The organism is Amycolatopsis alkalitolerans (assembly GCF_006152065.1).
In the GTDB taxonomy this organism is placed as follows: domain Bacteria; phylum Actinomycetota; class Actinomycetes; order Mycobacteriales; family Pseudonocardiaceae; genus Amycolatopsis_E; species Amycolatopsis_E alkalitolerans.
In genome coordinates, this window is record NZ_VDFW01000015.1 from 22565 (window position 1) to 48854 (window position 26290).

The 26290-nt window shown below is 69.6% G+C and carries 17 protein-coding genes; 12 read left to right on the forward strand and 5 right to left on the reverse strand.

From position 1 onward, the window contains the following. Window positions 1–89: 89 nt before the first annotated feature. Window positions 90–1181 carry an NAD(P)/FAD-dependent oxidoreductase gene (locus FG385_RS17910; protein WP_139097903.1) on the forward strand — a complete coding sequence of 364 codons (1092 nt, stop codon included), beginning with the start codon at window positions 90–92 and terminating at the stop codon, window positions 1179–1181. Here the strand turns inward: FG385_RS17910 and yaaA are convergent. Further along, the gene (gene yaaA, locus FG385_RS17915; protein WP_139097904.1) at window positions 1168–1899 is read right to left on the reverse strand and encodes a peroxide stress protein YaaA; all 732 of its coding nucleotides are present in this window, start codon (window positions 1897–1899) and stop codon (window positions 1168–1170) included. The genes FG385_RS17910 and yaaA overlap by 14 nt on opposite strands. A 137-nt stretch (window positions 1900–2036) precedes the next feature. On the opposite strand from yaaA, the gene FG385_RS17920 reads away from it, so the two are divergent. Further along, entirely contained in the window at window positions 2037–2771 is a 735-nt protein-coding gene (locus FG385_RS17920) for a Stp1/IreP family PP2C-type Ser/Thr phosphatase (protein WP_139097905.1), read from the forward strand. A gap of 525 nt (window positions 2772–3296) precedes the next feature. On the opposite strand, the gene FG385_RS17925 is transcribed toward FG385_RS17920, so the two are convergent. Continuing rightward, on the reverse strand, window positions 3297–3560 hold the full coding sequence (locus FG385_RS17925) for a S1 RNA-binding domain-containing protein (RefSeq protein WP_139097906.1): 264 nt from the start codon (window positions 3558–3560) through the stop codon (window positions 3297–3299). A 206-nt stretch (window positions 3561–3766) separates the two neighbouring features. Here FG385_RS17925 and FG385_RS17930 point away from each other — a divergent pair, with 206 nt between their 5' ends. After that, the gene (locus FG385_RS17930) at window positions 3767–5584 is read left to right on the forward strand and encodes a glycoside hydrolase family 2 protein (RefSeq protein ID WP_139097907.1); all 1818 of its coding nucleotides are present in this window, start codon (window positions 3767–3769) and stop codon (window positions 5582–5584) included. A gap of 862 nt (window positions 5585–6446) precedes the next feature. On the opposite strand, the gene FG385_RS17935 is transcribed toward FG385_RS17930, so the two are convergent. Together FG385_RS17935 and FG385_RS17940 are read right to left on the reverse strand one after the other, a co-directional pair. Continuing rightward, a complete protein-coding gene (locus FG385_RS17935) occupies window positions 6447–6827 on the reverse strand; it encodes a peptidase inhibitor family I36 protein (RefSeq protein ID WP_139097908.1) in 381 nt (126 codons plus the stop codon). A 192-nt stretch (window positions 6828–7019) separates the two neighbouring features. Next, the gene (locus FG385_RS17940; protein WP_139097909.1) at window positions 7020–8093 is read right to left on the reverse strand and encodes a LacI family DNA-binding transcriptional regulator; all 1074 of its coding nucleotides are present in this window, start codon (window positions 8091–8093) and stop codon (window positions 7020–7022) included. Window positions 8094–8159: 66 nt separating this feature from the next. Between FG385_RS17940 and FG385_RS17945 the strand changes: the two genes are divergently transcribed. From FG385_RS17945 to FG385_RS17985, 9 genes are all read left to right on the forward strand, one after another. Continuing rightward, window positions 8160–9341, forward strand: coding sequence for an MFS transporter (locus tag FG385_RS17945; RefSeq protein ID WP_139097910.1), 1182 nt, complete (start codon window positions 8160–8162; stop codon window positions 9339–9341). Between the two features lie 21 nt (window positions 9342–9362). After that, window positions 9363–11366: a cytochrome c oxidase assembly protein gene (locus FG385_RS17950; protein WP_139097911.1), complete on the forward strand. Its 2004-nt coding sequence runs from the start codon at window positions 9363–9365 to the stop codon at window positions 11364–11366. A 132-nt stretch (window positions 11367–11498) separates the two neighbouring features. Continuing rightward, window positions 11499–11972, forward strand: a complete 474-nt coding sequence (locus FG385_RS17955; protein ID WP_139097912.1) for a single-stranded DNA-binding protein — start codon at window positions 11499–11501, stop codon at window positions 11970–11972. A 150-nt stretch (window positions 11973–12122) separates the two neighbouring features. Then, on the forward strand, window positions 12123–13799 hold the full coding sequence (gene ettA / locus FG385_RS17960) for an energy-dependent translational throttle protein EttA (protein ID WP_139097913.1): 1677 nt from the start codon (window positions 12123–12125) through the stop codon (window positions 13797–13799). A gap of 46 nt (window positions 13800–13845) precedes the next feature. Further along, window positions 13846–16671 carry a hypothetical protein gene (locus FG385_RS17965; RefSeq protein WP_235022634.1) on the forward strand — a complete coding sequence of 942 codons (2826 nt, stop codon included), beginning with the start codon at window positions 13846–13848 and terminating at the stop codon, window positions 16669–16671. A 607-nt stretch (window positions 16672–17278) separates the two neighbouring features. Continuing rightward, window positions 17279–22207, forward strand: a complete 4929-nt coding sequence (locus tag FG385_RS17970; protein ID WP_139097914.1) for an NAD-glutamate dehydrogenase — start codon at window positions 17279–17281, stop codon at window positions 22205–22207. Between the two features lie 120 nt (window positions 22208–22327). Beyond that, complete coding sequence (locus tag FG385_RS17975) at window positions 22328–22729, forward strand: acyl-CoA thioesterase (RefSeq protein ID WP_235022643.1); 402 nt, start codon at window positions 22328–22330, stop codon at window positions 22727–22729. Then, window positions 22722–23381: a hypothetical protein gene (locus FG385_RS17980; protein WP_139097915.1), complete on the forward strand. Its 660-nt coding sequence runs from the start codon at window positions 22722–22724 to the stop codon at window positions 23379–23381. Before FG385_RS17975 ends, FG385_RS17980 begins: the two co-directional genes overlap by 8 nt. Window positions 23382–23451: 70 nt before the next feature. After that, window positions 23452–25866 (forward strand): HAD-IC family P-type ATPase, encoded by a 2415-nt coding sequence (locus tag FG385_RS17985; protein WP_139097916.1) that lies wholly within the window; start codon window positions 23452–23454, stop codon window positions 25864–25866. A 19-nt stretch (window positions 25867–25885) separates the two neighbouring features. Here FG385_RS17985 and FG385_RS17990 read toward each other — a convergent pair whose 3' ends face one another. Next, the gene (locus tag FG385_RS17990; RefSeq protein WP_139097917.1) at window positions 25886–26275 is read right to left on the reverse strand and encodes a globin; all 390 of its coding nucleotides are present in this window, start codon (window positions 26273–26275) and stop codon (window positions 25886–25888) included. Window positions 26276–26290: the final 15 nt, after the last annotated feature.

Below are 26290 nucleotides of genomic sequence, written 5' to 3' on the forward strand. Positions count from 1 at the left end.
GGACACGGTCCGTGGCCGACCTGCTCGTGAACACCCGTGTCCGCCGTCGGGTTGGTAACGAACGGCACAGTCGCGGCAGACTGGCGATCGTGCGTGTTGTCGTCATCGGATCGGGAATCGCCGGCGCGAGCGCCGCCTACCAGCTCACGCGGCGGGACGTGGAAGTGGTCGTGGTCGATGCCGGCCGAAGCGGAGTCGCGACCGCGGCCGGCGCGGGCATCGTGTGCCCCTGGACCTCGCGCGGGCCAGAGGAGCACAACCGCGCCGCGTCGGTCGCCGCGGACTACTACCGGACGCTGGTCGCGGAGCTGGCCGACGACGGGGTGACCGGCTCGTCGTTCGAGGTCGTCGGCGGCATGGTCGTCTCGGCGGATCCTGGCGAGCTGGACGAGGCGCATGAGCGGGTGAGCCGGCGAGCGGCGGCGTCCGCGGTCGCGGGCGAAGTGCGGCGGCTCGATCGGGCACGCGAGTTGTTCCCGGCGCTGGCGCCCGAACTCGGAGCGGTGTACGTGGCAGGCGGCGCCCGCGTGGACGGCCGGCAGCTGCGGGAGGCGCTGCTCACGGCGGCGGCCAAGCGGGGCGCCGAGGTGGTGACCGGGGAGGCCCGGTTTACCGGCGGCGACGTGCACGTCAATGGTGCGACGGTGGCCGCGGACAAGATCGTCGTCGCCGCCGGGGCGTGGAGCGCGGACCTGGTCGAGCCGCTCGGCGTCTCCTTGGGGGTGGCGCCGCAGCGCGGGCAGATCAGCCACTTCGAACTGCCGGGTGTGGACACCGGCCCGTGGCCGGTCGTGCTGCCGGTGTCGAGCCACTATCTACTGGCGTTTCCCGGTTCCCGGGTGGTCGCGGGCGCGACGCGTGAGACGGGGTCCGGCTTCGACTACCGGATCACCGCGGCCGGGCAGCGTGAGGTGCTCGAGAACGCGCTCGCCGTGGCACCGGGGCTCGCCGACGCGACTCTGCTGGAGACCCGCGTCGGGTTCCGTCCGGCATCCGAGGACGGGCTGCCCCTGCTGGGGCCGCTGACCGAACGCCCCGACGTGCTGATCGCCACGGGTTTCGGCCCGAGCGGGCTGACGCTCGCCCCGTTCGCGGGAAGGCTGATCGCGGAGTTGGCGCTCGGGGCACGGCCGTCGCTCGATCTCGAGCCGTACCGGCCGGAGCGGTTCAGTGCACGATGACGAGGTCGATCTCGCGGTCGCCGGTGCGTTTGACCTCGAAGCCCGCCTTCGAGGCGGCGGACAGTACAGCCTCGACGGTGGACGGTGCGCGGCCGGTCTTCGCAAGCGCGGCGGCCAGCCTGCCCTTGTAGGCCTTGTTGTGATGGCTGATCGTCTTCCCGGTCGCCGTGACCACGCGCACCGTGACCGCGCCCGGGATACCGGCGAGTGCGGCGTAGGCGCCGGAACGCAGGTCGACGATCAGCTCGTCCATTCCCGCGAAGACCGGCTCGAGAACGGGGCGCCAGAGCGCGCGCAAGGAGCCGAGCGAGGGGAGTGAGCTGTCGCCGGAGAGCCGGTAGGCGGGGATGCGGTCGTCGGCGCGGGCGACGCCGAACAAAGCGGACGCGACGGCGAGGCGCCCGCGCGCCTTCGCGAGCTGGGCCTTGGTGAAACGGCCGATGTCGAGTGCGTCGTAGAGGACGCCGGTGTAGCGCTCGAGCGCGGGCAGCGTCGGCGACGACCACAGCGCGGCGTTGCGCGCGACCTCGTCCTCCTGCCGGCGGGTCAGGCCCAGCGCGCCGAGGCTCGCGGGTACGTCGGCGGCGAGGTCGACGAGCGCGTCGGCCAGCTTCCGGCGGACAGGGTTGAGCTCGGGGTGCGAGAGTTCGTCGAGGTTCAGCGGCGGGCCGTCCCCGCCGGGTGCCTTGGTCTCGGAAGGGGGCAGCAACATCAGCACCACAGCAGGTTAACCGCCCGTGGTCGCGCCGGGTTCGTGGTGGCCGGCCAGCCGATGATCTTGCTCGTGGCACCGTTCGCCGGTCAGCGGGGGTGACGCCGGTGCCGCGCCGGATCGCCCACTGCTTTACTTCACGTATGGAACCCAGTGGGCCACTGACGCTCCGGTATGCCTCTGCCACCGATGTCGGGCAGCGGCGGGATGCGAACGAGGACTCGGTCTTCACCAGTTCACGGCTGCTCGCGGTCGCCGACGGGATGGGCGGCCACGTGGCCGGCGAGGTCGCCAGCTCGGCGGCGGTCGCCGCTGTCACTGCGCTGGACGAGCGGCTCGAGACCCGTGACCTCGAGCCCGCGGAAGCGCTGCCGGAAATGGTGACCGATGCGGTCCGCCGGCTGACCGCGCTCACCGAGGAGGACCCGGCACTGCTCGGCATGGGTACAACCCTGACCGCGCTGCTGTGGGACGGCGCCCGGTTCACCCTGGCCCATGTCGGCGACTCGCGCGCCTACCGGCTGCGTGACGGTGAGCTCGAGCAGATCACCCGCGATCACACCGTGGTGCAGGAGCTGGTCGATCAGGGCCGGATCACGCGGGAGGTGGCCATGACCCACCCGAGCCGCTCGGTGCTCACGAGGGCGCTGCAAAGCGGTGGCCAGGCCGAGCCGGATGTGTTCGCGGTCGAGGTCAAGGCCGGGGACCGGTACCTGATCTGCTCGGACGGTCTTTCGGACGCGGTCCCGCCGGAGCTGCTGGAAGAGACCCTGGCCGCGACCAGCGACCCGGACGCCACCGTGCGCAAACTGGTCGAACTCGCCAACGCGGGCGGCGGCCCGGACAACATCACGTGCATAGTCGCCGACGTCGGCTGACCGGTCCGGGCGCGCTTGTACGGAGAGCGTGTGGAGGCAGCGCCAACCTGCCTCCACACGCTCCCTTCTCCGGCGGCCGCGAACCCGATCCGCTCAGACGGTCGGGAATCGGCGCTTTTCGCCCGGGCGGCTGCGAATCGGTGCCCTCTGCTCAGGCGGTCGGGATTCGGTGCCGTCCGCTCACGCGGTTGCGAATCGTTGTCCTCCCTTCGGGCGATCGGGATTCGGTGCCTTTCGTTCGGGTGGCCGCGAAGCGGTGCCTTTCGTTCGGGCGGTTGCGAGCCGGTGCCGTCCGCCGAGGCGGTCAGGATTCGGTGCCTTCCGTTCGGGTGGCCGGGAATCGCTGCTCTCCGCTCACCCCGGCCAGGAACCGTTGCCCTCCGCTCAGGCGGCCAGGAACCGTTGCCCTCCGCTCAGGCGGCCAGGAATCGGTGCCGTCCGCTCACGCGGTCAGGAACCGTTGCCCTCCGCTCGGGTGGCCGGGAACCGTTGCCCTCCGCTCAGGTGGCCGGGAACCTGATCCGCTCAGGCGCAGGAACCGTCGCCTTTCGCTCGGGCGGCCGCGAACCGGATCCGTCGTTTCTCGACGTCGATCTCCGCGGCCCGTACCGGGATGGTTGAGCCGACCTGCGGCTCGGTCGCGCCGGTGGAGTGCGGTAGCAACCCGTGGACTCCCGGCGCGACTTCGAGAAGTGCGCCGAACGGCAATACCTCGGTCACCTTCGCATTGACCACGCCGCCGTCGCCGTGCTCCGCGAGGAAGGCAAGCCATTGCGTGGACTGGGACATTTTTCACCTCCTCTCGTCACCCAGTCTGTAGGGGAAAGGGGAAGAGGCGGCGGGCCCCTGGCCCGCCGGAGATTCATCGAGCGGCCGGGAACCTTGTCCGCTCATGGCTTTGCGCCGACCCGGCAGTCACCGGAACACCATATCAACGACTCGCGGCCCGGCTCAACGGCTCGCTCGGACGTCGCCGGTTGCGTATCGTGCCGGTCGTGATCGACGTCGAACCCGAGCACGTCTGCCCGCGCCCGCAACTGGTCCGGCAGGGCTGGATCGACCTGTGCGGGCAATGGGACTTCGCCTTCGACGACGAGGATCGCGGACTGGCCGGCGGCTGGCATACCGACGTGGCGGCGCTCGACCGGCACATCATCGTGCCGTATCCGCCGGAGTCCGAGTTGTCGGGCGTGCACGATCCGGCGCCGCACGCGATCGTGTGGTACCACCGCGAGTTCGATATTCCGCCGCTGGCGCCCGGCTTCCGGTTCATCCTGCACTTCGCGGCGGCCGATTACTCCGCGTCGGTCTGGGTCAACGGGGTTCACGTGGGTGGGCACGTGGGCGGGCAGACTCCTTTCTCTTTCGACATCAGCGAAACGTTGCACGCGGTCCAGCAGTCCATTGTGGTCCGGGTGGAGGACCGGCCGGACGATCCCGCGCAACCCCGCGGCAAGCAGGACTGGCGCGCGGAACCCCACGACATCTGGTATCACCGCACCACCGGTATCTGGCAACCGGTCTGGGGTGAGGTCGTACCGGCGACGCACCTGCGCGATCTACATTGGACTCCCGACCTCGTGCACGCGACCGTCAGGTGCGAAGGTGAGTTGTCCGCCGCTGCCGCGACCGTGCGGGTCGTCCTTCGCCACGACGACGACGTCCTCGCCGACCAGTCGGTCCGGGTCGCCGGCACGAGGTTCAGCTTTGACGTCGCGATACCGGCCCTACGCCATGGCCAGGACAGGCTGCGGTTGTTGTGGTCGCCGGAACATTCGCGGCTGGTCGATGCCCTGGTCGAAGTGCACCCGGACGAGGGCCCGGCCGACGAGGTCACGAGCTACCTCGGACTGCGCGAGGTCGGCACGGCGGATGGCAGGTTCCTGCTCAACCACGTGCCGTACTTTCCCCGCCTGGTCCTCGAACAGGGGTACTGGCCACAGTCGCATCTGTCCGCACCGGACGCGCAGGCGCTCCGCCGCGAAGTCGAACTCGTCAAGGAACTCGGTTTCAACGGCGTGCGGATGCACCAGAAGGTCGAGGACCCGCGGTTCCTCCACTGGTGCGACCGCCTGGGCTTGCTCGTCTGGGGCGAAACCGCGAACGCCTACGAGTTCGGACCCGTCGCCGCCGAGCGGTTGACCCGCGAATGGCTCGAGATCCTCGCCCGGGACAGGAGCCACCCGTGCATCGTTACCTGGGTGCCGCTCAACGAAAGCTGGGGCGTCCCCGATATCGATTCGTCGCCCGCGCAGGCTCATTTCGCGCGGTCCCTCTATCACCTCACAAAGGCCATCGACCCCACTCGTCCTGTCATCGCCAATGATGGCTGGGAAATCGCCGAAGCGGATATCTACGGCGTCCACGACTACGCACCCACTGGCTCCTCCCTTCGCGCTCGGTACGGAAACGCTGACGTCATCTTGGAAACCCTGGCCACTGCCCGCCCCGGCGGCCGGAGGCTCGTCCTCGGTGACATCGATCCGGGCCGTCCGGTGATGCTGACGGAATTCGGTGGTCTCACCTACGGCCCCGCGGCGGGTGAGAAATGGTTCGGCTACTCGATCGTCGCGGGCGGGCCTGAGCTCGTGCGGAAGCTCGACGATCTGGTCAGTGCCCTGCTCGAATCTCCGGCGCTGGCAGGATTCTGTTATACGCAACTCACCGACACCGAACAGGAGCGCAACGGCCTGCTCGCCGAGGATCGCACACCGAAAGCCGACGCGGCGGCGATCAGGGCCGTCCTCACCAAACCGGCGAAAGCGCTGCCGGGCGACGAACTCCGCGCCGATCGCGACGAACAATCGGACTGACGGTGGGCGCCGCGTCCGTCCCGTGTGATCGAGCGGGAGGTCGGCTTTCGACCTGTAGAAGCGGACGTAGCCACAGCAGTTGGCGAGGGAGCGGTGAGCGGTAGGCGGCGCCGTTGAGCTCTTAGCAGATGTGAAGCCGCGTGCGGGCTCGCGGGCTTGGCGGTGGACGGGCCTTTCGTTGTGATCTTCTTGTGTCGTCGGTCCGTCCGTTCCTGTTGATGAGCGGCGCGTAGCTCGGTGTGGACGGTGTGTCGCTCGAGGATGAGGCGGCGGGCTTCGGGGAACGGTGATGTGGCTGCCGTCGGTGCCGGTGAGCTGGTAGCGCTCGCCCCGTCGCCGGCAGGCGGCGATGCGGTGAGCAGCGTTGCCGGGATGTGGTAAAGCGCGGAGTTGTGGTGCTTGCCGGAGGTAGTCACGAGCCGGTCGTGGTTCGCGAGGGTGGGATCGGTGCGGTTGGCTTGCGGGGCTACGGGAGGACCCGCGGGTGCACCGTGACAAATGGGGGGCGGAACGGTGCACCCGCGGGCGGGGCCGCGACAAGCGGCCCCAGGACGGCTCGGCCACCGGACTGTGAGTCCCCAGGAGCGGTGGCCGTCCGCCACAACCGGTCCCGCCGGCACGGCGGGTCAGGCGGCTAGTGTCTCGTGATCTTGTTGTCTTTACGCGCGGGCGTGTTTGCCTGCCAGGGCACCGAGTTGGCCCCTGGCGTCGCCGAATTGGCTCGGGGCGTCACCGAGTTGGCTGACCGCTGCGGCCGTGGGCAAACTCAGCGACCGGACCAGCAAACTCAGTGACGCAGCGGGCAAACTCACCGACCGCACGGGCAAACACGGCAACGTAAACCGGACAGGATCACGCAGCACTAGACCATGTCCCAGATCTTCACCGCCCGCACGACGAAAGGCGCTCGGGGAACGTACGTCCCGTGCCCCGGATACGTGATGAAATCACCTTCGGTACTGCATTCGGTGTCCTGATAGACCGTCACGTCCCGGTCCATCTGGTTGACGAACGACCGGGCCTCGATCTGTCCTGGCAGCACGAGACATTCCTCCGGATTGGCTGTTCTCAGATCGAGGCGCTGCACCGCGTCGGCATAGGACTCAGCGGCCCACGCGCAGAACTCGCCCTGCTCGCAGCCGTTGTCGGGACTGCCGGGATCGGCCTGTGCGATGCCGGATCCGGCAAGCAGTCCGAGCGCGGCGATGACGAAGATACGCGGCAGATATGTACGCAGGTTCATGTTTTTCTCTCCCCATGAAAATGGTGGCGCGGCCGGAATGCCGCGGCTCCCTCGTGAACTCAACAATGCCGGGTCGGCCAGGAAATGTCAGCACGAATTTCTACTTCTGTGGATAAGTAGATCCCCTTCGTCCGATCGGGCTACGGTTATCCACAACTTTCCGGAACCCGTTGTGCGCTCCGGGAGATTCTGCTACCGCACGGGCGCGGTCGATCCGCGCACGATCAGCTCGACGTCCAAAGTGGTCGGTGCCGGCGCGCGGCGGCCGGCGAGCAGGCGCAGGGCGAGTTCGCCGGCCAGCTTTCCCTTGCGCACCAAGTCTTGGTGCACCGTCGTGAGCGGCGGGTCCGACCAGTGCGCTCCTGGTGTATCGTCGAAGCCGACCACGGACAGGGCGCCGGGAACGGAGAGTCCACGTTCCTTGGCGACGGCCATGGCCGCCAGCGCGAGTTCGTCGGACATGCACAGCAAAGCCGTCGGTCGAGGGCCGCGGTCGAGCAGCCCGGCGGCACCGGTCATCGCCTCATCTCGCGAAACCCCCGACGCCTCCCAGATCGGCACCTCGCCGGGAGAAATTCCGGCCTCGGCGACGGTGTCGAGGTAACCGCGAAGCCGTTCCCGGTTGTCGCCGAACCGCGAGCGGGCAGCTTCTTCCGCGGACAGCGGTCCGCCGCGTGGGGTGGAAAGACATTGCGCAGAAAGGATTCCGAACCTCCGGTGCCCCAGGTCCAGCAGGTGCCGCGCGGCGGCGACAGCACCCGCCCGGTCGTCCGTGCTCACGCGCGCCGCTCCCGCGACGGCGGGCTGGTCGATGACGACCAGCGGCAGCCTCCGCTGCCGTACCGCGCGCAACGCGGGCGCCCGGTCGGCAAGCGAATACGCGACAGCGAGATCCACCTGCGCGGCCAGCACCCGGTCCGCACGCGGTCCCCCGTCGTCCCCGCCGGGCAGCAGGAGGAGTGCGAGCCCCTCGGGATCGACGGTCGCGGCGAGGGCATCGAGCGTGATCGACAGCGCCGGGTCGGAGAAGGCCGCGGACAGGCCGGTGTCGAGCATGAACGCGATCGCGCCGGTGCGTTTCGTCGCGAGGCTGCGCGCGATCGGGTTCGGACCCGGGTAGCCGAGCCGCTTCGCCGCGCGCAGCACCTCTTCGCGCAGGCGCGCGGAAAGCTGATCCGGGCGGTTGTATGCGTTCGACACGGTCGCCCGGGAGACGCCGACGGCGTCGGCGACGTCGTCCAGCGTCGGGGCTCGCCGGCCTGTCATCGGCACAGTGTAAACGGATGGACTTTCTGAAGCGCTTAAGCGATGGTGGGGTAAGGAGGTGTTGGGATGGTCGGGGACCGGGTCGCGGTGTTCGTGGTGTTCGCGCTGAACGGGGCCGCCTACGGCTCGTGGGCGCCTCGCGTGCCCGCGCTGGCCGAAAGGCTGCACGCCGCACCGGGTTCGTTGGGGCTGGCACTGCTGGGGGGCAGTATCGGGATGGTCGTCGCCGCGTCGATGTCCGGAAGGCTGGTCGAGCGGTTCGGCACCCGTACCGCGATCATCGCCTCGACGCTGCTGACCTGCGTGTTCCTGCCGTTCGTGGGTGCCGCGGGCTCGGTGCCCGCGCTGGGTTTTGTGATGTTCGGCCTCGGCGCCTCGGTCGGCGCGCTGGACGTTTCGATGAACATCGGCGCGGTCGGCGTGGAACGGCGGCTCGGTCGCGCGATCATGCCGTTCTTCCACGCCGGCTTCAGTTTCGGCGGCCTCATCGCGTCCTCGGCGGCGGGGCTCGCAGCCGCGCACCAGTGGTCCCCGTTCCGGCATCTGCTCGTCGCCGGCGCCGTCGTCCTGATCGCGTTGTTGCTGGTCCTGCCAGGCCTGCCGCGAGCGGCGCCGAGGGCCGAACGGGCGGCGCCGATCGCCCGTACCGCCCTGGTTCGCAGGCCCGTGCTGTGGTTGCTCGCGGCGATCGCCTTGTGCTCGGCCATCGCCGAAGGAGCCAGTTCGGACTGGTCGGCACTGCTGCTGGTCACCGCGCAGCACGTCGGACAGGCGGCGGCCGCGCTGGCGTTCGCGGTGTTCTCGCTGACGATGGCGGTGACCCGGCTCGGCGGCGCCTGGGCGCAGAACAGGTTCGGTCCGGTGCGGACGCTGGTCGCGGGGGCGGCGCTCGCCGGACTGGGGCTGGTCCTGGCGGCTGTGGTGCCGGTCGCCGGTCTCGCGTTCGCCGGGTTCGGTCTCGCGGGAGCGGGGCTGGCCGCGTCGTTCCCGATCGCGCTCAGTCTCGCGGGCGCGGCCGGCAAACGGGCCGATGGCAGCGGTGGGGAGCGTGAAATCGCGTTCGTCACGACCATCGCCTACAGCGGTTTCCTCGCCGGTCCGCCGGTCATCGGCGGTATCGCACAGCTGAGTTCGCTGCCGGTCTCCTTCGTCTTGGTCGGTTTCCTCGCCGCGCTCATCGCCCCCGCGGCCGTCGGCGCAGGTCGTGCACGTCACCGTGAACTCACCGCGGCCACGGCCGCCGTCTGAGGCGCGCATACCCTCGTAGCCGTGGAGTCCGAGGTTTCCTCCCGGCGCAAGACGAGCGTCCTTCCGCTGCTGACGATCAGTGTGGTCGTCGCGGCCGTACTCGCGGTCGCCCTGGTCGCGGTCACCGGTGGAGCGACATACGTGATCGAGGGTCTGCCCGATCCGGGCGCTCTCACGCACTACGGCGTCGGCGTGGTGCGCGTGCTGGCGGATGCCGCAGCGGTGGTCTGCGTCGGCTCACTCTTGCTCGCGTCGTTCCTGGTGCCGCCGCAGGCTTCGGGCACGGTCGCCCGCGACGGATATGCGGCGCTGCGCACGGCGGGATCCGCGGCCTGGGTCTGGTTCGCGGCGGCGCTGGCGTCGGTGTTCTTCAGCGCGGCCGACGGCGCCGGCAAGCCGGTCACCGAACTCTTCTCGCCGGTGGTGCTCCTGAATCTGGTCGACGCGATCGAGCAGCCGAAGGCATGGTTGGTCACCGCCGCGTTCACGCTCGTGCTGGCGATCAGTTGCCGGCTCGCGCTGTCGTGGGGCTGGACCACCGTGCTGTTCTTCGTCTCCGTCGCCGCGCTGATGCCGGTCGCGGTGACCGGTCACTCCGCGAGCGGCGGCTCGCACGATATTGCGACGAGCAGCCTCCTCTATCACCTCGTCGCCGCTTCGCTGTGGGTCGGCGGCCTGTTCGCGTTGCTCGCGCACGGCTGGCGGCGCGGCCGGCACCTGACGCTCGCCGCGACCCGGTTCTCGAAGCTGGCGCTCGTCTGCTGGATCACGATGGCGGTGTCCGGGGTGATCAACGCGCTCGTGCGGATCTCGCCGGGTGATCTGCTCACCACCGACTACGGCTTGCTGGTGATCGCGAAGATCGTGGGCCTGGCGATGCTCGGCGTCTTCGGGCAGCAACAGCGTTCGCGCGGCGTCCGGGCGCTGGTGGACGGTCGCGGCGGTGGGCAGTTGCTGCGGCTGGCTGCGGTCGAACTGCTGATCATGTTCGTCACGATCGGCCTCGCGACGGCCCTCGCGCGTACCCCGCCACCGGCCGACGCGGTGACTCAGCCGTCCGTTCTCGAACTGCTCATCGGCTACGACCTGCCCGGTGCGCCAACCGTGTCCCGGCTGCTCTTCGACTGGCGGTTCGACCTGATCTACGGCACGGCGGCGCTGGTACTGGCGGGGCTCTACCTCGCCGGTGTGCGGCGGTTACGGCGGCGCAGGGATTCGTGGCCGGTGGGCCGGACCGTCGCGTGGCTGGCCGGCTGCGCCGTGCTGCTCATCGCGACCTCATCGGGTCTCGGGCGCTACTCGTCGGCGATGTTCAGCGCCCATATGGGTGTGCACATGCTCCTGTCGATGGTCGTGCCGGTACTGCTCGTGCTGGGTGGTCCGGTGACGCTCGCCCTGCGGGCACTTCCGGTCGCGGGCAAGGACTCCCCGCCGGGTCCCCGTGAGTGGCTGCTCGCGTTCGTGCGGTCCCCGCTGGCGAAGGTTCTCACTCATCCGGTCGTAGCACTGCTGCTGTTCGTCAGCTCGTTCTACGTTCTGTATTTCTCCGGACTGTTCGACAGCGCGCTGGACTACCACTGGGCACACCTTCTGATGAATGCACATTTCCTGCTGTCGGGGTACGTCTTCTACTGGCCGGTGATCGGCGTCGACCCCGCGCCTCGCCGCCTCCCGCATCTCGGCCGGCTGGGCATGATGTTCGCCGCGATTCCGTTCCACGCGTTCTTCGGCGTGATCCTCATGTCGACCCAGACCGTGATCGGTGAGTCCTTCTACCGGTCGCTGAAACTGCCATGGGTCACGAATCTCCTTGCGGACCAACGACTCGGCGGGGGTATCGCCTGGGCTTCCGGTGAACTGCCGGTGCTGCTGGTGCTCATCGCGCTCCTCGTACAGTGGGCGCGGGCGGACGAGCGTGAGGCGAAGCGCAAGGATCGTCGCGAGGAGTTGACGGGCGACTCGGATCTGGCCGCCTACAACGCGATGCTCGAGCGGATGGCCGACGAGGGCAAGGCGCATTCCTAGCTCCGCCGTCCTGGTTATCCACATACCCCCGGTTGTCCACAGGAAGGTCAACTGCCTCTTCCCCGCGTGCCTCCTTACCGCCAGGCTTGGTGTCACGGCAGGAAGTTCCGACAGGGGAAGAGGTTGAGAGTGATGGCTCTGGGCGAGACGACGGTGGCCGTGGCCGGCATCGTGACGAGTGATCCGGAGTTCAAGCGGATCGGCGGGGCTCGCCGTGAACTGCTCACGTTCTGGCTGCGTAGCACGGAGCGGCGGTTCGACAAGGACAAGGGCGAATGGGTCGACGGGCGGCATCTGTCGGCCAAGGTGAAATGCTGGGGCCGCCACGCGCTGGCCGTGCGGTCCGCGTTCGTGAAGGGGGATCCGGTCCTGGTCACCGGCCGGATGTCGTGCGCCGAGCATGTCTCCGAGAGCAAGCAGTCTCGGTCTTTACTTGAGGTTGAGGCGACCGCGATCGGGCTGAATCTGATGCGGCGCATCGCGCCGGTCGATCGCGGCGAACGGCCCGACGCCCATATCTCGCACGAGGAAGGGAGGTCGCAACGGCAGGCATTGATCGAGAAGGTAGCTGTCGAGCAGGGCGCCGAACCGGTTCGAGCCGGCTGAGAGCCTGCTGGTGATCGGTGAGACTGCCGGACAAGGCGAGGTCAACGCGCCGCGACGAGTGATGTTCGAGCGGTGAGCAGCGGTTGACGCTGGGTCGTCGGATGGTGACCGCCGTACGGCCGGGTAACGCGCGGCTCTACGATCGACCTTATGGCCGAGTTCATCTACACCATGAAAAAGGTGCGCAAGACCGTCGGGGACAAGGTCATCCTCGATGACGTCAGCACCGCGTTCTACCCCGGAGCCAAGATCGGCGTCGTGGGTCCGAACGGTGCCGGCAAGTCCACCGTGCTGAAGATCATGGCCGGGCTCGATCAGCCGAGCAACGGGGAAGCCTTCCTCCAGCCCGGCGCATCGGTCGGCATCCTGCTGCAGGAGCCGCCGCTCAACGAGGACAAGACGGTCCGCGGCAATGTCGAGGAGGGCCTCGGCGACATCAAGGTCAAGCTCGACCGGTTCAACGAGATCGCCGAGCAGATGGCCACCGACTACAGCGACGCGCTAATGGAGGAGATGGGCCGGCTCCAGGAGGATCTGGACCATGCCGACGCCTGGGAACTGGACTCGCAGCTCGAGCAGGCCATGGACGCGCTGCGTTGCCCGCCTCCGGACGAGGCCGTCACTCACCTTTCCGGTGGCGAGCGGCGCCGGGTCGCGCTGTGCAAGCTGCTGCTGTCCAAGCCGGACCTGCTGCTGCTCGACGAACCCACCAACCACCTGGACGCCGAAAGCGTGCTGTGGCTGGAGCAGTTCCTCGCCAGCTACCCGGGCGCCGTCCTAGCGGTCACCCACGACAGGTACTTCCTGGACAACGTCGCCGAGTGGATCATGGAGCTCGACCGCGGGCACGTCGTCGGCTACGAGGGCAACTACTCGACCTACCTCGAGAAGAAGCGGGAACGATTGGAGGTGCAGGGCAAGAAGGACGCGAAGCTCGCGAAGCGGCTCAAGAACGAGCTCGACTGGGTTCGCTCCAACGCCAAAGCACGCCAGACCAAGTCCCGCGCCCGCCTCGACCGGTACGAGGAGATGGCCGCCGAGGCCGAGCGGAATCGCAAGCTCGACTTCGAAGAGATCCAGATCCCGCCCGGTCCGCGGCTGGGCAGCGTGGTGGTCGAGGTCGAGCACCTGCGTAAGGGCTTCGAAGACCGGCTCCTTATCGACGACTTGTCGTTCGACCTGCCGCGCAACGGCATTGTCGGTGTCATCGGCCCGAACGGCGTCGGCAAGACGACGCTGTTCAAGACGATCGTGGGGCTGGAGAACCCCGACTCGGGCGAGGTCAAGATCGGCGAAACGGTCAAGTTGTCCTATGTGGACCAGAACCGGGCCGGGATCGACCCCAAGAAGACGGTGTGGGAGGTCGTCTCCGACGGGCTGGACTACATCCACGTCGGCCAGACCGAAATGCCGTCGCGGGCGTATGTCTCCGCGTTCGGGTTCAAGGGGCCGGATCAGCAGAAGCCGGCCGGTGTGCTCTCCGGTGGTGAGCGCAACCGGCTGAACCTCGCGCTGACGCTGAAGCTGGGCGGGAACCTGATTCTGCTGGACGAGCCGACCAACGACCTGGACGTCGAAACCCTGGGCTCGCTGGAGAACGCACTCGAGCAGTTCCCCGGCTGCGCGGTGGTCATCTCGCACGACCGGTGGTTCCTCGACCGCGTGGCGACGCACATCCTGGCCTGGGAGGGCGACGACGCCAACCCCGCGAAGTGGTTCTGGTTCGAAGGCAACTTCGAGGGCTACGAGAAGAACAAGATCGACCGTCTGGGAGCGGAGGCGGCCCGGCCCCACCGGGTGACTCACCGCAAGTTGACGCGCGACTGAGCGCGTTCGCGAGCACGCTTGAGCCGACACTGAAGCGGAGTCCCCATTGGCAGCCACGAAGCACATCCGGTCCAGCCCGCCCGCGCTACGCGTCGGCGGCTGGAGCACGGGCGGTAGCGGTGAGCATCCGGCGATCGAGAGCCTGCTGCGGAACGCGGCGGGGCTCGGCCTGCGCGCACCGGAACTGACCGTGATCCTCGGCGAGCGCGCCGCGTCGCTCGCCGAGGCCGCGGGATCGGACAAGCTGTGGGCGCGGGCGGAGAGCCTGGTCGTCTCGGGCCGGGTCCGGTTGGGGCTGCGCGCGGACACCGTCGGACGTGCGGTCGCGGCGCTGCGTTCGGCCGAAGATCTCGGTGAAACGGCGCTGGCCGCCGGGTTGCGCAGCGAGCTGGCCGTCTGCTCGCGCAGTGTCGGCGTGCCGCTGACGGGGCTCGCCGTGCTGAGGCCGGTCCTCGGTGTCGACGCGCTCTCCGGTGCCGCCAAGGCGGCGGCGCTGTGCCAGCTGGTCGGGTGCCTGTCGCAGTTCGGCCGGAAACCGGAACTGGACCGGACGCTGACCGAGGCCGACCGGCTGTGCGCGTCGGACGACGATCTCGACGGGGACGAACGGTTGCTCGCCCGGGCGCTGGTCCGGGTCGCGATCTCCGGGCATCGGCGGCGTCACGCCGACGTGATGGGCGCGGCCGATGCCGCACGCACCGGGCTGGGCCTGCTCGAACAGCTCGAGGATCCGGGTTGCGACGGCGGTGTCGTCCGTGTCCGGCTGATCCTCCAGCTGGTGTGCTCGTTGCTCGACCGGGGCGACACCGAGAACGCCGCGGAGATCGCGGAATCGGTGCTGACCGACTCTCCGCGTGCGGCCGCGGTCGCACCGCTGGGCTGGCTGCGGATGGCCGTCGCGACGCGGGTTCTGCTTCCCTCCGGTTCGGTCGAGGCGGCGGCGGTCGTGCTGCGGGACGCGGTGCACAGCACCGAACGGCATGGCCTGTATTCGCTGACCGCGCGATTGTGGGCGGAACTCGCGTACGTCGAAGAAAGGCTGGGCCGGGCGTCGGAGGCCATCGAGTGCTTGCACCAGAGCCGCGCGGCCGAGCATGTGTATGCGCGGTCGCGCCGCCAGGCGATGGGGTTGCTGGCGGGCGCGTTCGGCACCGGCAGCCAGGCCGAGTTCGACCTTGACGACGTGCTAGCTCCCCGTGCACAGGCTCCCGGTGGTTCGGCGCGCCGGGCGGCTGACGCGGTCGCGGGGGGTTTGGGGGCCGCCTCAGACGTGCCTGGACTGAATGGGGCCGGCACGCACCTTGCCTCGCGTTCCGCGGCGCAGGCAGAGCAGAAGAGGCAGGCCGCGGCCGAGCAAACCGTGATCCTTCCGCGCATCATCGAGCCCAGCGACGAGCGGCGTTCAGCGAGGGTGGTGAGTGCTCCGAAGGCCGGAAAGCGGCGCGCGGAGGACAAAGCGGTTGCCGTCGCGACCGCGAAGGGCGGTGTGGATGCGACCGCACCACCGGTGAGGCTCACGCCGGTGCGGGTCGAGCATCCCGAGGTACCGGATCTGCCGCTCGCGCCGCCGCCTGCCGACGAGCCGGTCGCCGAGCGCAAGGCAGCCGGCCGGCCGGACGAGCCCGCCACGCGGAAGACCCGTCACGACGCCACGCACGGCTCGGTCACCGCGCGGTCCGTCCTGGACCGGCTGGGTATCTCGACCGGTTCCGGCGGTGGCCGCCGCCGCGCGGTGGACGAAACCGATGATTCCCAGCAGACCGCGAACGTCGCGCCGAACAAGGAGGCGGTGGGTCGCCAGGGTTCGGAAGGTCCCGCCTCGACAGGAGCCGCGGCGGGCCGCCAGGGCTCGCGGGAGCTCAGCTCGGCCGGAGGCGTGGCGGATTCCGCGCGCCAAGACGAGCAGTTGGCGGCTGGACGCGACGTCGAGCCCGCCGATTCCGCGCGGCATGACGGATCGGCGGTCGGTGGCTTGGTGGAGTCGGCGCGGCGTCAGGAGTCGGCAAACGGTGGCCCCGCAAACCTCGCGCAGCGTGACGGGTTGGCGGATGGCGGCCTGGCAAAGTCGGCGCGGCGTGATGGATCGGCGGACGGCGGCCTGGTGGGCTCCGCGCGGCGCCAGGAGTCGGCGGACGGCGGCCTCGCAAACCTCGCGCAGCGCGACGCATCGGCCGACGGTGGCCCGGTGGGCTCCGCGCAACCCGAGCCGAGCCCGGAGGCGGACGAGCCCGCATGGCTGCGCGAACTGGCGGACTCCCTGCGGAACGACGAATTGGCGGAGACCCGTGGGTCGGCGGAACCCTCGCGAGGCAAGGAAATCGCGGACTCGGCGCCAGGCGTGAACCGGGCCGAGGTGTCTCGGCACAGGGAGCCGGACGAGTCCACTCAGGACACGCAGACAGCGGACCAGGGCGACCACGGTGAGGAGACCGCGAAGAACCGGTCGAACGCTGGATCCGGCGAGTCCCCGTCCGGATCTCCGGAGCGATCGCTCGTCGTGAACGATCCGTGGTTGCCGCGGCTGAAGTTGCCGCCGTCACTCGAACCGTTCGAGAGCGTCGCAGACGACGTTCCGGCTTCGATGTCGGAGACCCATTTCACCAACACGCCAGTAATCGAGGACGACGGACTCGGCGAACCGTTCCGCGACGGGTACACCGGTTCGCCCGCATTGGAGGAGGACCTGCCTGCCGACGCCGGGCTGGCCGACCTGCTGGCGAGGGCCCTGGCGGAGCATCAGGCCGGCACCTCCAGCGCGGCCGCCCTGGTGAAACGCCTGGGCAATCAGGGCTCCGAGGAGCGGCGCACCCTCAACGGTCACGGTCGCAACGGCGAACCTCCGGCGAACGGCCGCCATCGCGGCGACCGCTGACGGGCGGATGTCGCGAGGCCGTCGCCGTGTCCGCCGGGGAGCCCGGGCTGATACGCCGGTGGGGTGGTCGCTGTTGCGGTGATCGGCCGGGGTGGATGTTGTGTGGGCGGCGCCGGGCTGGCCGTCGCCGTGTTGGCCGGGGAGTCCGCGCTGATACGCCGGTGGGGTGGTCGCTGTTGCGGTGATCGGCCGGGGTGGATGTTGTGTGGGCGGCGCCGGGCCGGCCGTCGCCGTGTTCGCCGGGGAGCCTGCGCTGAAATGCCGGCGAACGGCCGCCATTGCGGTGACCACTGACGGGCGGAAAACGCGAGGCGTCGCCGCGTCCGCCAGGGGGTCCGGGCCGAAACGCCGGTGCAACGGTCGCCGTCGCGGTGACCACGATAGGCGGACGTCCCGAAGGCCGCACCGGCTGTGTTCGCCAGTGAGCCCGCGCCGAAAGGCAGCCGAACGCCCGCCCCCACCGCCCGCGTGGGTGAAGTCCCATCACTAGCACTCGGAGGCGAGGATCGCTCCGTGGCCATAGCCGAAACGCCGCCGAAAGGTCGCACTATGGTGAGGCTGTTCGGCTTGATGGTGTGATCGCTGGCTCAGTGGAGAGTTGCCTGAAATGAGCTCGACAGGTGTTTCGTCCCGCCCTGGTGTGGCTTCCGGGCGGGAAACCGCGCAACGGCGGGCGGACAGTCCCGAGCAGATCCGGGACGAGCTGATCGAGGCCGCGGCCGTCGACGCGCCGGACATCGCGGGCCTCATCCGCCTCTACTACCGCCACCTCCCGGCCGAGGAGGTCGTCGGCGACGACTCGGTCGACCTCGTCGGCGCGGTCCGCTCCCATCGCCAGTTCGCCGCGCAGCGCGTTCCCGGTCGCCCCGGCATCCGCCTCCTCAACCCCACCACCGCGCAGGACGGCTGGACCCGCGAAGCGACCGTGGTGCAGATCGTCACCGACGACATGCCCTACCTCGTCGACTCCATCATCGCGAAGCTCGCGCGCGACGGCATCCAGGTGCACCGCCTCGTGCACCCCATCGTCGTGGTCAGCCGGGACATCACGGGCAAGCTCCTGGAGATCCACCCGTCCGCCGATGTCGGCCGCCCGCCGGCCGGCACCGCCGCCGAATCGTGGATGTACGTCGAGGTCGACCGGATCACCGACCCGAACCGCGCCCGCGAGCTCGAAACGCGACTGACGTCCGTGCTCGCCGACGTCCGCGAGGTCGTCGAGGACACCGACAAGATGGTGCAGTCCGCCCTCGATGTCGCCGCCGAGCTGGGCGAACACCAGAGCGCCGAGCTGCTTCGCTGGCTCGCCAACGGGCATTTCACGTTCCTGGGCTACCGCCGCTACGACCTGTTCGAAGGCGAGCCCGGCGACGACGGCCCGGCCCTGCGCCCCTCGATCGCGGCCGGGCTCGGGGTGCTCCGCGAGGACAACCTCGCCGCCCGCAGCCTCACCACCGGCCCCGACGCCGTCCTCGACGTCACCGAGCCGCTCGTTCTCACGCAGGCGAGCGCGCCCTCCACCGTGCACCGGCCGGTGTACCCGTACTACGTGGGTGTCCGGACGTTCGACGAGCACGGGGCACTGACCGGCGAGCACCGTTTCCTCGGCATGTTCACCACGAGCGCGCTCCACGAAGACGTGCTCGACATCCCGGTGGTGGCGCACAACGTGCGCGAGGTCATCCACCGCGCCGGCTACCCGATGGAGTCCTACTCGGGCCAGCGCATGCTCGAAGTCCTGCAGAACTGGCCGCGTGCCGATCTGTTCTCCGCGGACCGGGACTCGCTCTACTCGACCGCGGTCGGCGCCATCACCCTCTCCGACCGCCGCCGGCTGCGGCTGTTCCTGCGGCGCGACACCTACGGCCGCTTCTACTCCTGCCTGGTGTTCCTGCCGCGTGACCGGTACACGACCCGGTCGCGGCTGGCGATGCAGGAGGTTCTCCTGGCCGAGCTCGAGGGCACCCACCTCGAATACGGCACCCGCGTCGGCGAGACCGCGCTCGCGCAGGTCCACTTCACCGTCCACACCGACCCCAGCCGCAGTGCCGAACCTGACACCCTGCGCATCCAGGAACGCCTGAACGCGGCCGTGCGCAGCTGGGACGACCTGATGGTCGAAGCGATCCTCGCGGAACGGCGCGAAGCGGGCCGGGGCGCCGGCTCGTTCGGCGAGGAGTCCGCGGCCGAACTCGGCCAGCGGTACGCGGGCGTGTTCCCCGAGGCCTACAAGGAGGATTTCGATGCCGCCGAGGCGCTCGCGGACCTTCGGTGCCTGGAGTCGCTGCGTACCGAGCAGGACCTCACCATGTCGTTCTACCTGCCGGCGGGCGCCGAGGCGGGGGAGCGGCGGTTCAAGCTGTACCTCCTCGGCGAGGGCGTCACCCTCACCGCGGTGCTGCCGCTACTGCAGCGCATGGGCGTCGAGGTCGTGGACGAGCGGCCCTACGATCTGCGCCGCGAGGACGGAACCCGGTGGTGGATCTACGATTTCGGGCTCCGGATCAACCGCGAGGTCCTCGGTGAGCTGACCAGCGAGGCCGAGGAAGACCTGCGGGTGCGCTTCCAGGACGCCTTCGCCGCCACCTGGCGCGGGGACTGCGAGGTCGACGGCTACAACTCGCTGGTCCTGCGCGCGGGCCTGACATGGCGGCAGGCCGCGGTGCTACGCGCGTACTCGCGGTACCTGCGCCAGGCGCGCACGCCGTACTCGCAGGAGTACATCGAGGCCGCCGTGCTCGCGCACACCGACATCGCGACGAAGCTGGTCAACCTGTTCGAGCACCGGTTCGACCTGAGCACCGACCCGGAGTCCGACGCGCAGGCCGATCCGCTCATCGACGAGATCACCGCGATGATCGACGAGGTCACCAGCCTCGACGAGGACCGCATCCTCCGGCGCCTGCTCGCGGTCATCACCGCGACCCTGCGCACGAACTACCGCGTCACCGGCGCCGAGGGCGATCCGCGCCCGTTCCTCGCGTTCAAGCTCGATCCGAAGAGCGTGCCGGACCTGCCCGAGCCGCGGCCGCGGTTCGAGATCTTCGTGTACTCTCCGCGCGTCGAAGGCGTGCACCTGCGCTTCGGTGCCGTCGCCCGCGGCGGGCTGCGCTGGTCGGACCGCCGTGAGGACTTCCGCACCGAGATCCTGGGCCTGGTGAAGGCGCAGGCGGTGAAGAACGCGGTGATCGTGCCGGTCGGCGCGAAGGGCGGGTTCGTCGTCAAGCGGCCCCCGGCGCCGACCGGTGACCCGGCCGTGGACCGCGACGCGCAGCTGAACGAGGGCATCGCCTGCTACCGCATGTTCATCTCGGGCCTGCTGGACCTGACCGACAACCGCGTCGAAGGCCACACCTCCCCGGCGAAGGACGTGGTCCGCTACGACCCCGACGACACGTACCTGGTCGTCGCCGCGGACAAGGGCACCGCGACCTTCTCCGACATCGCGAACGACGTGTCGGCCAGTTACGAGTTCTGGCTCGGCGACGCGTTCGCCTCGGGCGGTTCGGTCGGCTACGACCACAAGGCCATGGGCATCACCGCGCGCGGCGCGTGGGAAAGTGTCAAGCGGCATTTCCGGGAACTGGGCGTGAACACCCAGCGCGAGGAGTTCACGGTCGTCGGTATCGGCGACATGGCCGGCGACGTGTTCGGGAACGGCATGCTGCTGTCCGAGCACATCCGGCTCGTGGCCGCCTTCAACCATATGCATGTCTTCCTCGACCCCGATCCCGACGCCTCGGCGACGTTCGCCGAGCGCAAGCGGTTGTTCGCGCTGCCACGGTCCTCATGGGACGACTACGACCGTTCGCTCATCAGTGAGGGCGGCGGGATCTACCCGCGTGCCGCGAAGACGATCACGATCACCCCGCAGGTGCGGCGTGCGCTCGGGCTCGGTGAGGACATCGAGCACCTGTCCCCGGCAGAACTGATCAAGGCGATCCTGCTCGCGCCCGTCGACCTGCTGTGGAACGGCGGTATCGGCACCTACGTCAAGGCCGGGGACGAGACGCACGCCGACGCGGGCGACAAGGCGAACGACGCCGTGCGCGTCAACGGCCGGGACCTGCGCGTGAAGGTCGTCGGCGAGGGCGGCAACCTCGGGCTCACCCAGGGTGGCCGGATCGAGTTCGCGCAGGCCGGCGGAAAGATCAATACCGACGCGCTGGATAACTCCGCCGGGGTGGACTGCTCCGACCACGAGGTCAACATCAAGATCTTCCTCGACCACCTGGTCGCCGCGGGGGAGCTGGACCGCGAGCACCGCAACGCCCTGCTGCACGAAATGACCGACGAGGTCGGAGAGCTCGTGCTCCGGGACAACTACCAGCAGAACGCGATGCTCGGGGTGGGCCGCTCGCACGCCCCGGCGATGCTGTCGGTGCACGAGCGGCAGATCGCCGCGCTGGAGGCCGACGGTGCGCTCGACCGCGAGCTGGAGTCGCTGCCGAACGAGGCCGAGTTCCGGGCGCGGGAAAAGGCGGGGGACGGGCTGACCTCGCCGGAGCTGGCGACCCTGCTCGCGCATGTCAAGCTGGATCTGAAGGACGAGCTGCTCGCGAGCGAACTGCCCGACGCCGAGGTCTTCGCCCGCCGCCTGCCCGAGTACTTCCCCGAACCGCTGCGGGAACGCTACGGCCACGAGGTCGGCGAACACCCGCTGCGCCGCCAGATCATCTCCACGATGCTCGTCAACGAGGTCGTGGACGGCGGCGGCGTGTCCTACGCCTACCGGCTGTCCGAGGAGATGAACGCGACGGCCACCGACGCCGTGCGGGCGTACACGGTGGTCACCCGGGCGTTCGGGCTCGACTCGCTCTGGCAGGCGATCAACGAGCTGGACAACGACGTGGACACGGCCATCACCGACGCGATGATGCTCGAGACGCGCCGCCTGCTGGACCGCGCCTCGCGCTGGTTCCTCGCCAACCGGCCGCAGCCGCTGGCCGTGGGCGCGGAGATCAGCCGGTTCGGCGAGGCCGTGGGGCAGCTCGCGCCGAAGATGCGCGGGCTGCTGCGCGGGCGCGAAGCCGAGGCGGTCTCGGAGCGGACGAAGAAGTTCCGCGGTGAGGGGTGCCCGCGCGAGCTGGCCGACCGGGTCGCGGTGCTACTCGACGCGTACGGCCTGCTGGACATCGTCGAGGTCACCGAACTCGCCGAGCGTGAGGCCCGGGTCGAGACCGAGCGCAGCGCGCAGGAGACCGCCGAGCTGTACTACGCGATGTCGGCGCACCTGAACGTCGACCAGCTGCTGACCTCGATCAGCGCACTCGAACGCGGCAACCGCTGGCACGCTCTCGCGCGGCTTTCCCTGCGTGACGACGTGTACTCGTCGCTGCGGGCGATCACGCTCGATGCCTTGCGCCACAGCGATTCCGAAGACAGCCCGGACGAGAAGATCGCGCAGTGGGAGAAGGCGAACGCCTCGCGGCTGGCGCGGGCCCGGGTCGCGCTCGACGAGATCGCCCGGTCGGGCAGGCTGGACCTGGCCACGCTGTCGGTCGCCGCGCGGCAGCTCAGGAGCACGGTGAGGTAGCGGGTGTACGTCGCGATGGTCCGGCCGCGATGGTCGGACATGGACGCGTTCGGGCACGGTACCGATCCGACCGAAAGTAGGCCGACCGTGATCAACCGGAAGCGGACCTACGCAAGGCGGATCGCCGTGGCTGCCGGTCGGATTGGTACCGATCGACACGGTAACCATGCGCGCATGGTGACCTTGCTCGAAGAGGCCCGCGTGCCGCTGCTGTTCGGCGACGCGGGCCGGGCCGGGGTGGGCGAGTTCGCCAAGGGGATGGTCGTGGTGCGGCTCACGGTCGACTACCGGGCGCCGGTCGTGGTGGACTCCCAGGAGCTGCGGGTCGAGGTGTCGTTGCGGGAGTTGAAGTTCGCCTCGGTCACGCTCGACTACACCGTCTACAGTGGACCCTCGGTCGAGGACCCGGTAGCCGTGGTGGCGGATACCGTGCTGGCGCCGTACGATCTCGCGACCAGGCGGCCCCGCCGGTTCATCGGCGCGGAGCGAGCGTTCTTGAAGGACAGGCTGGCTGATGACTGAAAGCACGAGAGCGCGCACGACCGAGCTGCGCGTGCCCGACGCGGCCGACCGGGAGACGTTGAGCGCGTTCGTCGCGCGGGCCGTCCGGCTCGACGGGCAGTGCGCGGTGCGGTTGCGCAACCGCGACGACCAGGTCGTCGAAGCGTGGGTGGTGACGCCGTTCGAGGTACTGGCCACCCGCGCGGTGCACGGGCAGGTCCAGCCGCGGGACGTCACGGTCTCCGGTAACGAGCTGCTCGCCGCGCTGACGGTCGCGCCGGGCGAGCGGATGGACCCCGGGCCCGCGCGGGATCTGTCGTGGCACGCGGAACTGCCGGTCGGCAGCGAGTGGCGGCCGGTGGACGAGCTGCCGGTCGAGGTCGTCGGTGAGCTGACCGACCGCGGCGTCGCGCTCGCGCGTGAGAACGTGGGCCCGCACGGCACGCCGCCCGCTTCGCTGATGGATCAGACGGTGCTCACGGTGACCGGTGGCGAGCTGACCGTCAAGATCCCGATGCGGTGCCTGTTCGCCCTGTCGGGTATGGGTTTTGCCGATTCGTCGATCGCCGGTGACGTGGTGCGGGTGACGGCGACGAGCTCCTGGTTCCGGCTCGACGCCCGGTATGGCGCGGTGCTGCGGCGCCGGCAGGCCCTCTTACCGCTCCTGTTCTGAGCGGCGGTGACCTTCGGCCCTTCTCCGCGAGTTGCGGTCACGAGCATCCTGTCGATCTCCGGGGTTCGCCATGGGAAGGGAAAGACTCACGGTGACCGACGCCGAGCGTGGGCTCAGCGCCGCCGAGGTGGCGAGCCGGTTCGCGGCCGGGCAGGTGAACGACGTCCCGGTGCGGGCGAGCCGCACGGTCGGCCAGATCGTCCGCGCGAACCTGCTGACCCGCATCAACGCGATCCTCGCCGTGCTGCTGGCGATCATCCTGCTGACCGGTTCCGTGCTGGACGCCATGTTCGGCCTGTTCATCGTGTTCAACAGCGGGGTCGGCATCGTCCAGGAGCTGCGGGCGAAGCGGACCCTGGACCGGCTGGCGATCGTGAGCAAGGCCCGGCCGCGGGTTCGCCGGGACGGGGCGGCCATGGAGATCGACGGGTCCGCGGTCGTGCTCGACGACGCGATCGAACTGGGTCCGGGTGAGCAGGTCATCGTGGACGGCGTCGTGCTCACCTCGGCGGGGCTCGAACTCGACGAATCGCTGCTCACCGGCGAGTCGGACCCGGTGCCGAAAGGGCCGGGTGATCAGGTGCTGTCGGGGAGCTTCGTGGCCGCGGGCAACGGCGTCTACCGCGCGAGCCGGGTCGGCCGCGACGCGTACGCGGCCAGGCTGGCCGAGGAAGCCGGGCGGTTCACCCTCGTCCATTCGGAACTGGCCGCCGGCGTCAACAGCATCATCCGGTTCATCACCTGGCTGCTCGTCCCGGCGGGCGCGCTGACCGTCTGGAACCAGCTGTCCGGGCACGATCCGCTGGACAGGGCGCTCGCCGGCATGGTCGGGGCGCTCGTGCAGATGGTGCCCGAGGGGCTGGTGCTGATGGTGGCGATCGCGTTCGCGGTCGGGGTGATCCGGCTCGGCCGCCGCCAGTGCCTCGTCCAGGAGCTACCCGCGATCGAGGGCCTCGCCCGGGTCGACGTCGTCTGCGCCGACAAGACCGGCACCCTGACCGAGAACAGGATGCGCGTGATCGAGGCGCGGGCGATCGCCGACGGCCCGGTGGCCGACGCACTGGGCGCGCTGGCCGCTGCCGATCCGATGCCGAACCCGAGCATGCGGGCCCTGCGCGAGGCGTATCCCGAGGTGCCGGACTGGCAGGTCGAGGCGGTCGCCCCGTTCTCGTCCGCGCGCAAGTGGAGCGGCGCGAGCTTCACCGGCCACGGCAGCTGGGTTCTGGGCGCGCCGGACGTGTTGCTGGCGGACGGCGACGCGGAGCGGGCCGAAGCGGAGCGGATCGGGGCGCGGGGGCTGCGGGTGATGCTGCTCGCCCGCACACCCGGCCCGTTGACCGCCCCGGGCCCGCTCCCGGAGCTCAAACCCGCCGCACTCGTGGTGCTCGAACAGCAGGTCCGGCCGGACGCCCGCGAGACGCTGAAGTTCTTCGCCGACGAGGACATGTCCGTGAAGGTGATCTCCGGTGACAACGCCGTGTCGGTGGGCGCGGTGGCCGCCTCACTGGACTTGCCGGGTGCCGATCATGCGGTCGACGCGCGCGCCCTGCCCGCCGACGCCGCCCGGTTCGCGGACGCCGTCGAGACCGGCACGGTGTTCGGCCGGGTGACTCCCGCGCGGAAGCGGGAGATGGTCGGCGCGCTGCGGTCACGCGGGCACACGGTCGCGATGACCGGCGACGGGGTGAACGACGTGCTCGCGCTCAAGGATGCCGATATCGGCGTGGCGATGGGCACCGGCAGCCCCGCGGCGCGCAGCGTGGCGCAGATCGTGTTGCTGGACAACAAGTTCGCCACCTTGCCGCACGTGGTCGCCGAGGGCAGGCGGGTGATCGGCAATATCGAACGGGTCGCGACCCTCTTCCTCACCAAGACCGTGTACGCGGTGCTGCTTGCGCTGATCTTCGTCATTCCCGGGCTGATCGGGCTGGAGAAGCTGACCTACCCCTTCCTGCCGCGCCACATCACGATGATCTCGTGGTTCACGATCGGCGTGCCCGCGTTCGTGCTTTCGCTGGCCCCGAACCACGAACGGGCGCGCGGCGGTTTCGTGCCCAGGGTGATGCGCTCGGCCGTGCCGGCGGGCGTCATCGTCGCGGCCGCCACGTTCACCGCCTACCAACTGGTGTCCGATGTGGACAAAACGAAGTCGGCGACGACGGCACTGATCACGCTGATCACGGTCTCGCTGTGGATCGTGGCGATCGTCGCCCGCCCCTACACGTGGTGGAAAGCGCTTCTCGTCGCGACCATGGCCGGGCTGTCGGCTCTGATGTTCATCCTTCCGCTCAGCAAGGCGCTGTTCGTCCTGGACCCGAGTGACACCCGGGGCACGCTGACAGGTCTGGCCTGCGCCGCCGCCGGGATAGTCCTGATCGAAACGGCTCGCTGGTTCGATCGCCGGCTCAGGGCCAGAGCAGCCGCTCGTCCCGGTCCGGATCGCCGACGGCGCGGCCGACCTCGCCACGACCGTCCGCGATCGTGATCTTCACGGAGCGGCGCTTTCAGCCCCAGCTGTTCATCATGCTGTTCGCGGCCATTTCGAGGTACGCCCACAGCTGCCGGTCGAGTTCCGGAGGCAGCTCCGCCTCGTCGACCGCGATCCGCATCAGGCGCAGCCACGCGTCGCGTTCGATGGGGCCGATCTTGAACGGCGCGTGCCGCATCCGCAGCCGCGGGTGACCGCGGCGGTCGGAGTAGGTGTGCGGGCCGCCCCAGTACTGCATCAGGAACAGCCGCAGCCGTTCCTCGGCCGGGCCGAGGTCTTGTTCGGGGTACAACGGGCGCAGGATTTCGTCCTCGGCGACCTCGGCGTAGAACCTGGCGACGATCTTGTGGAACGTCGGTTCGCCACCTACGGCGTCGAAGAAGGACTGCGGTTCGGGTTCGGACACGCCTCCATTGTGCCG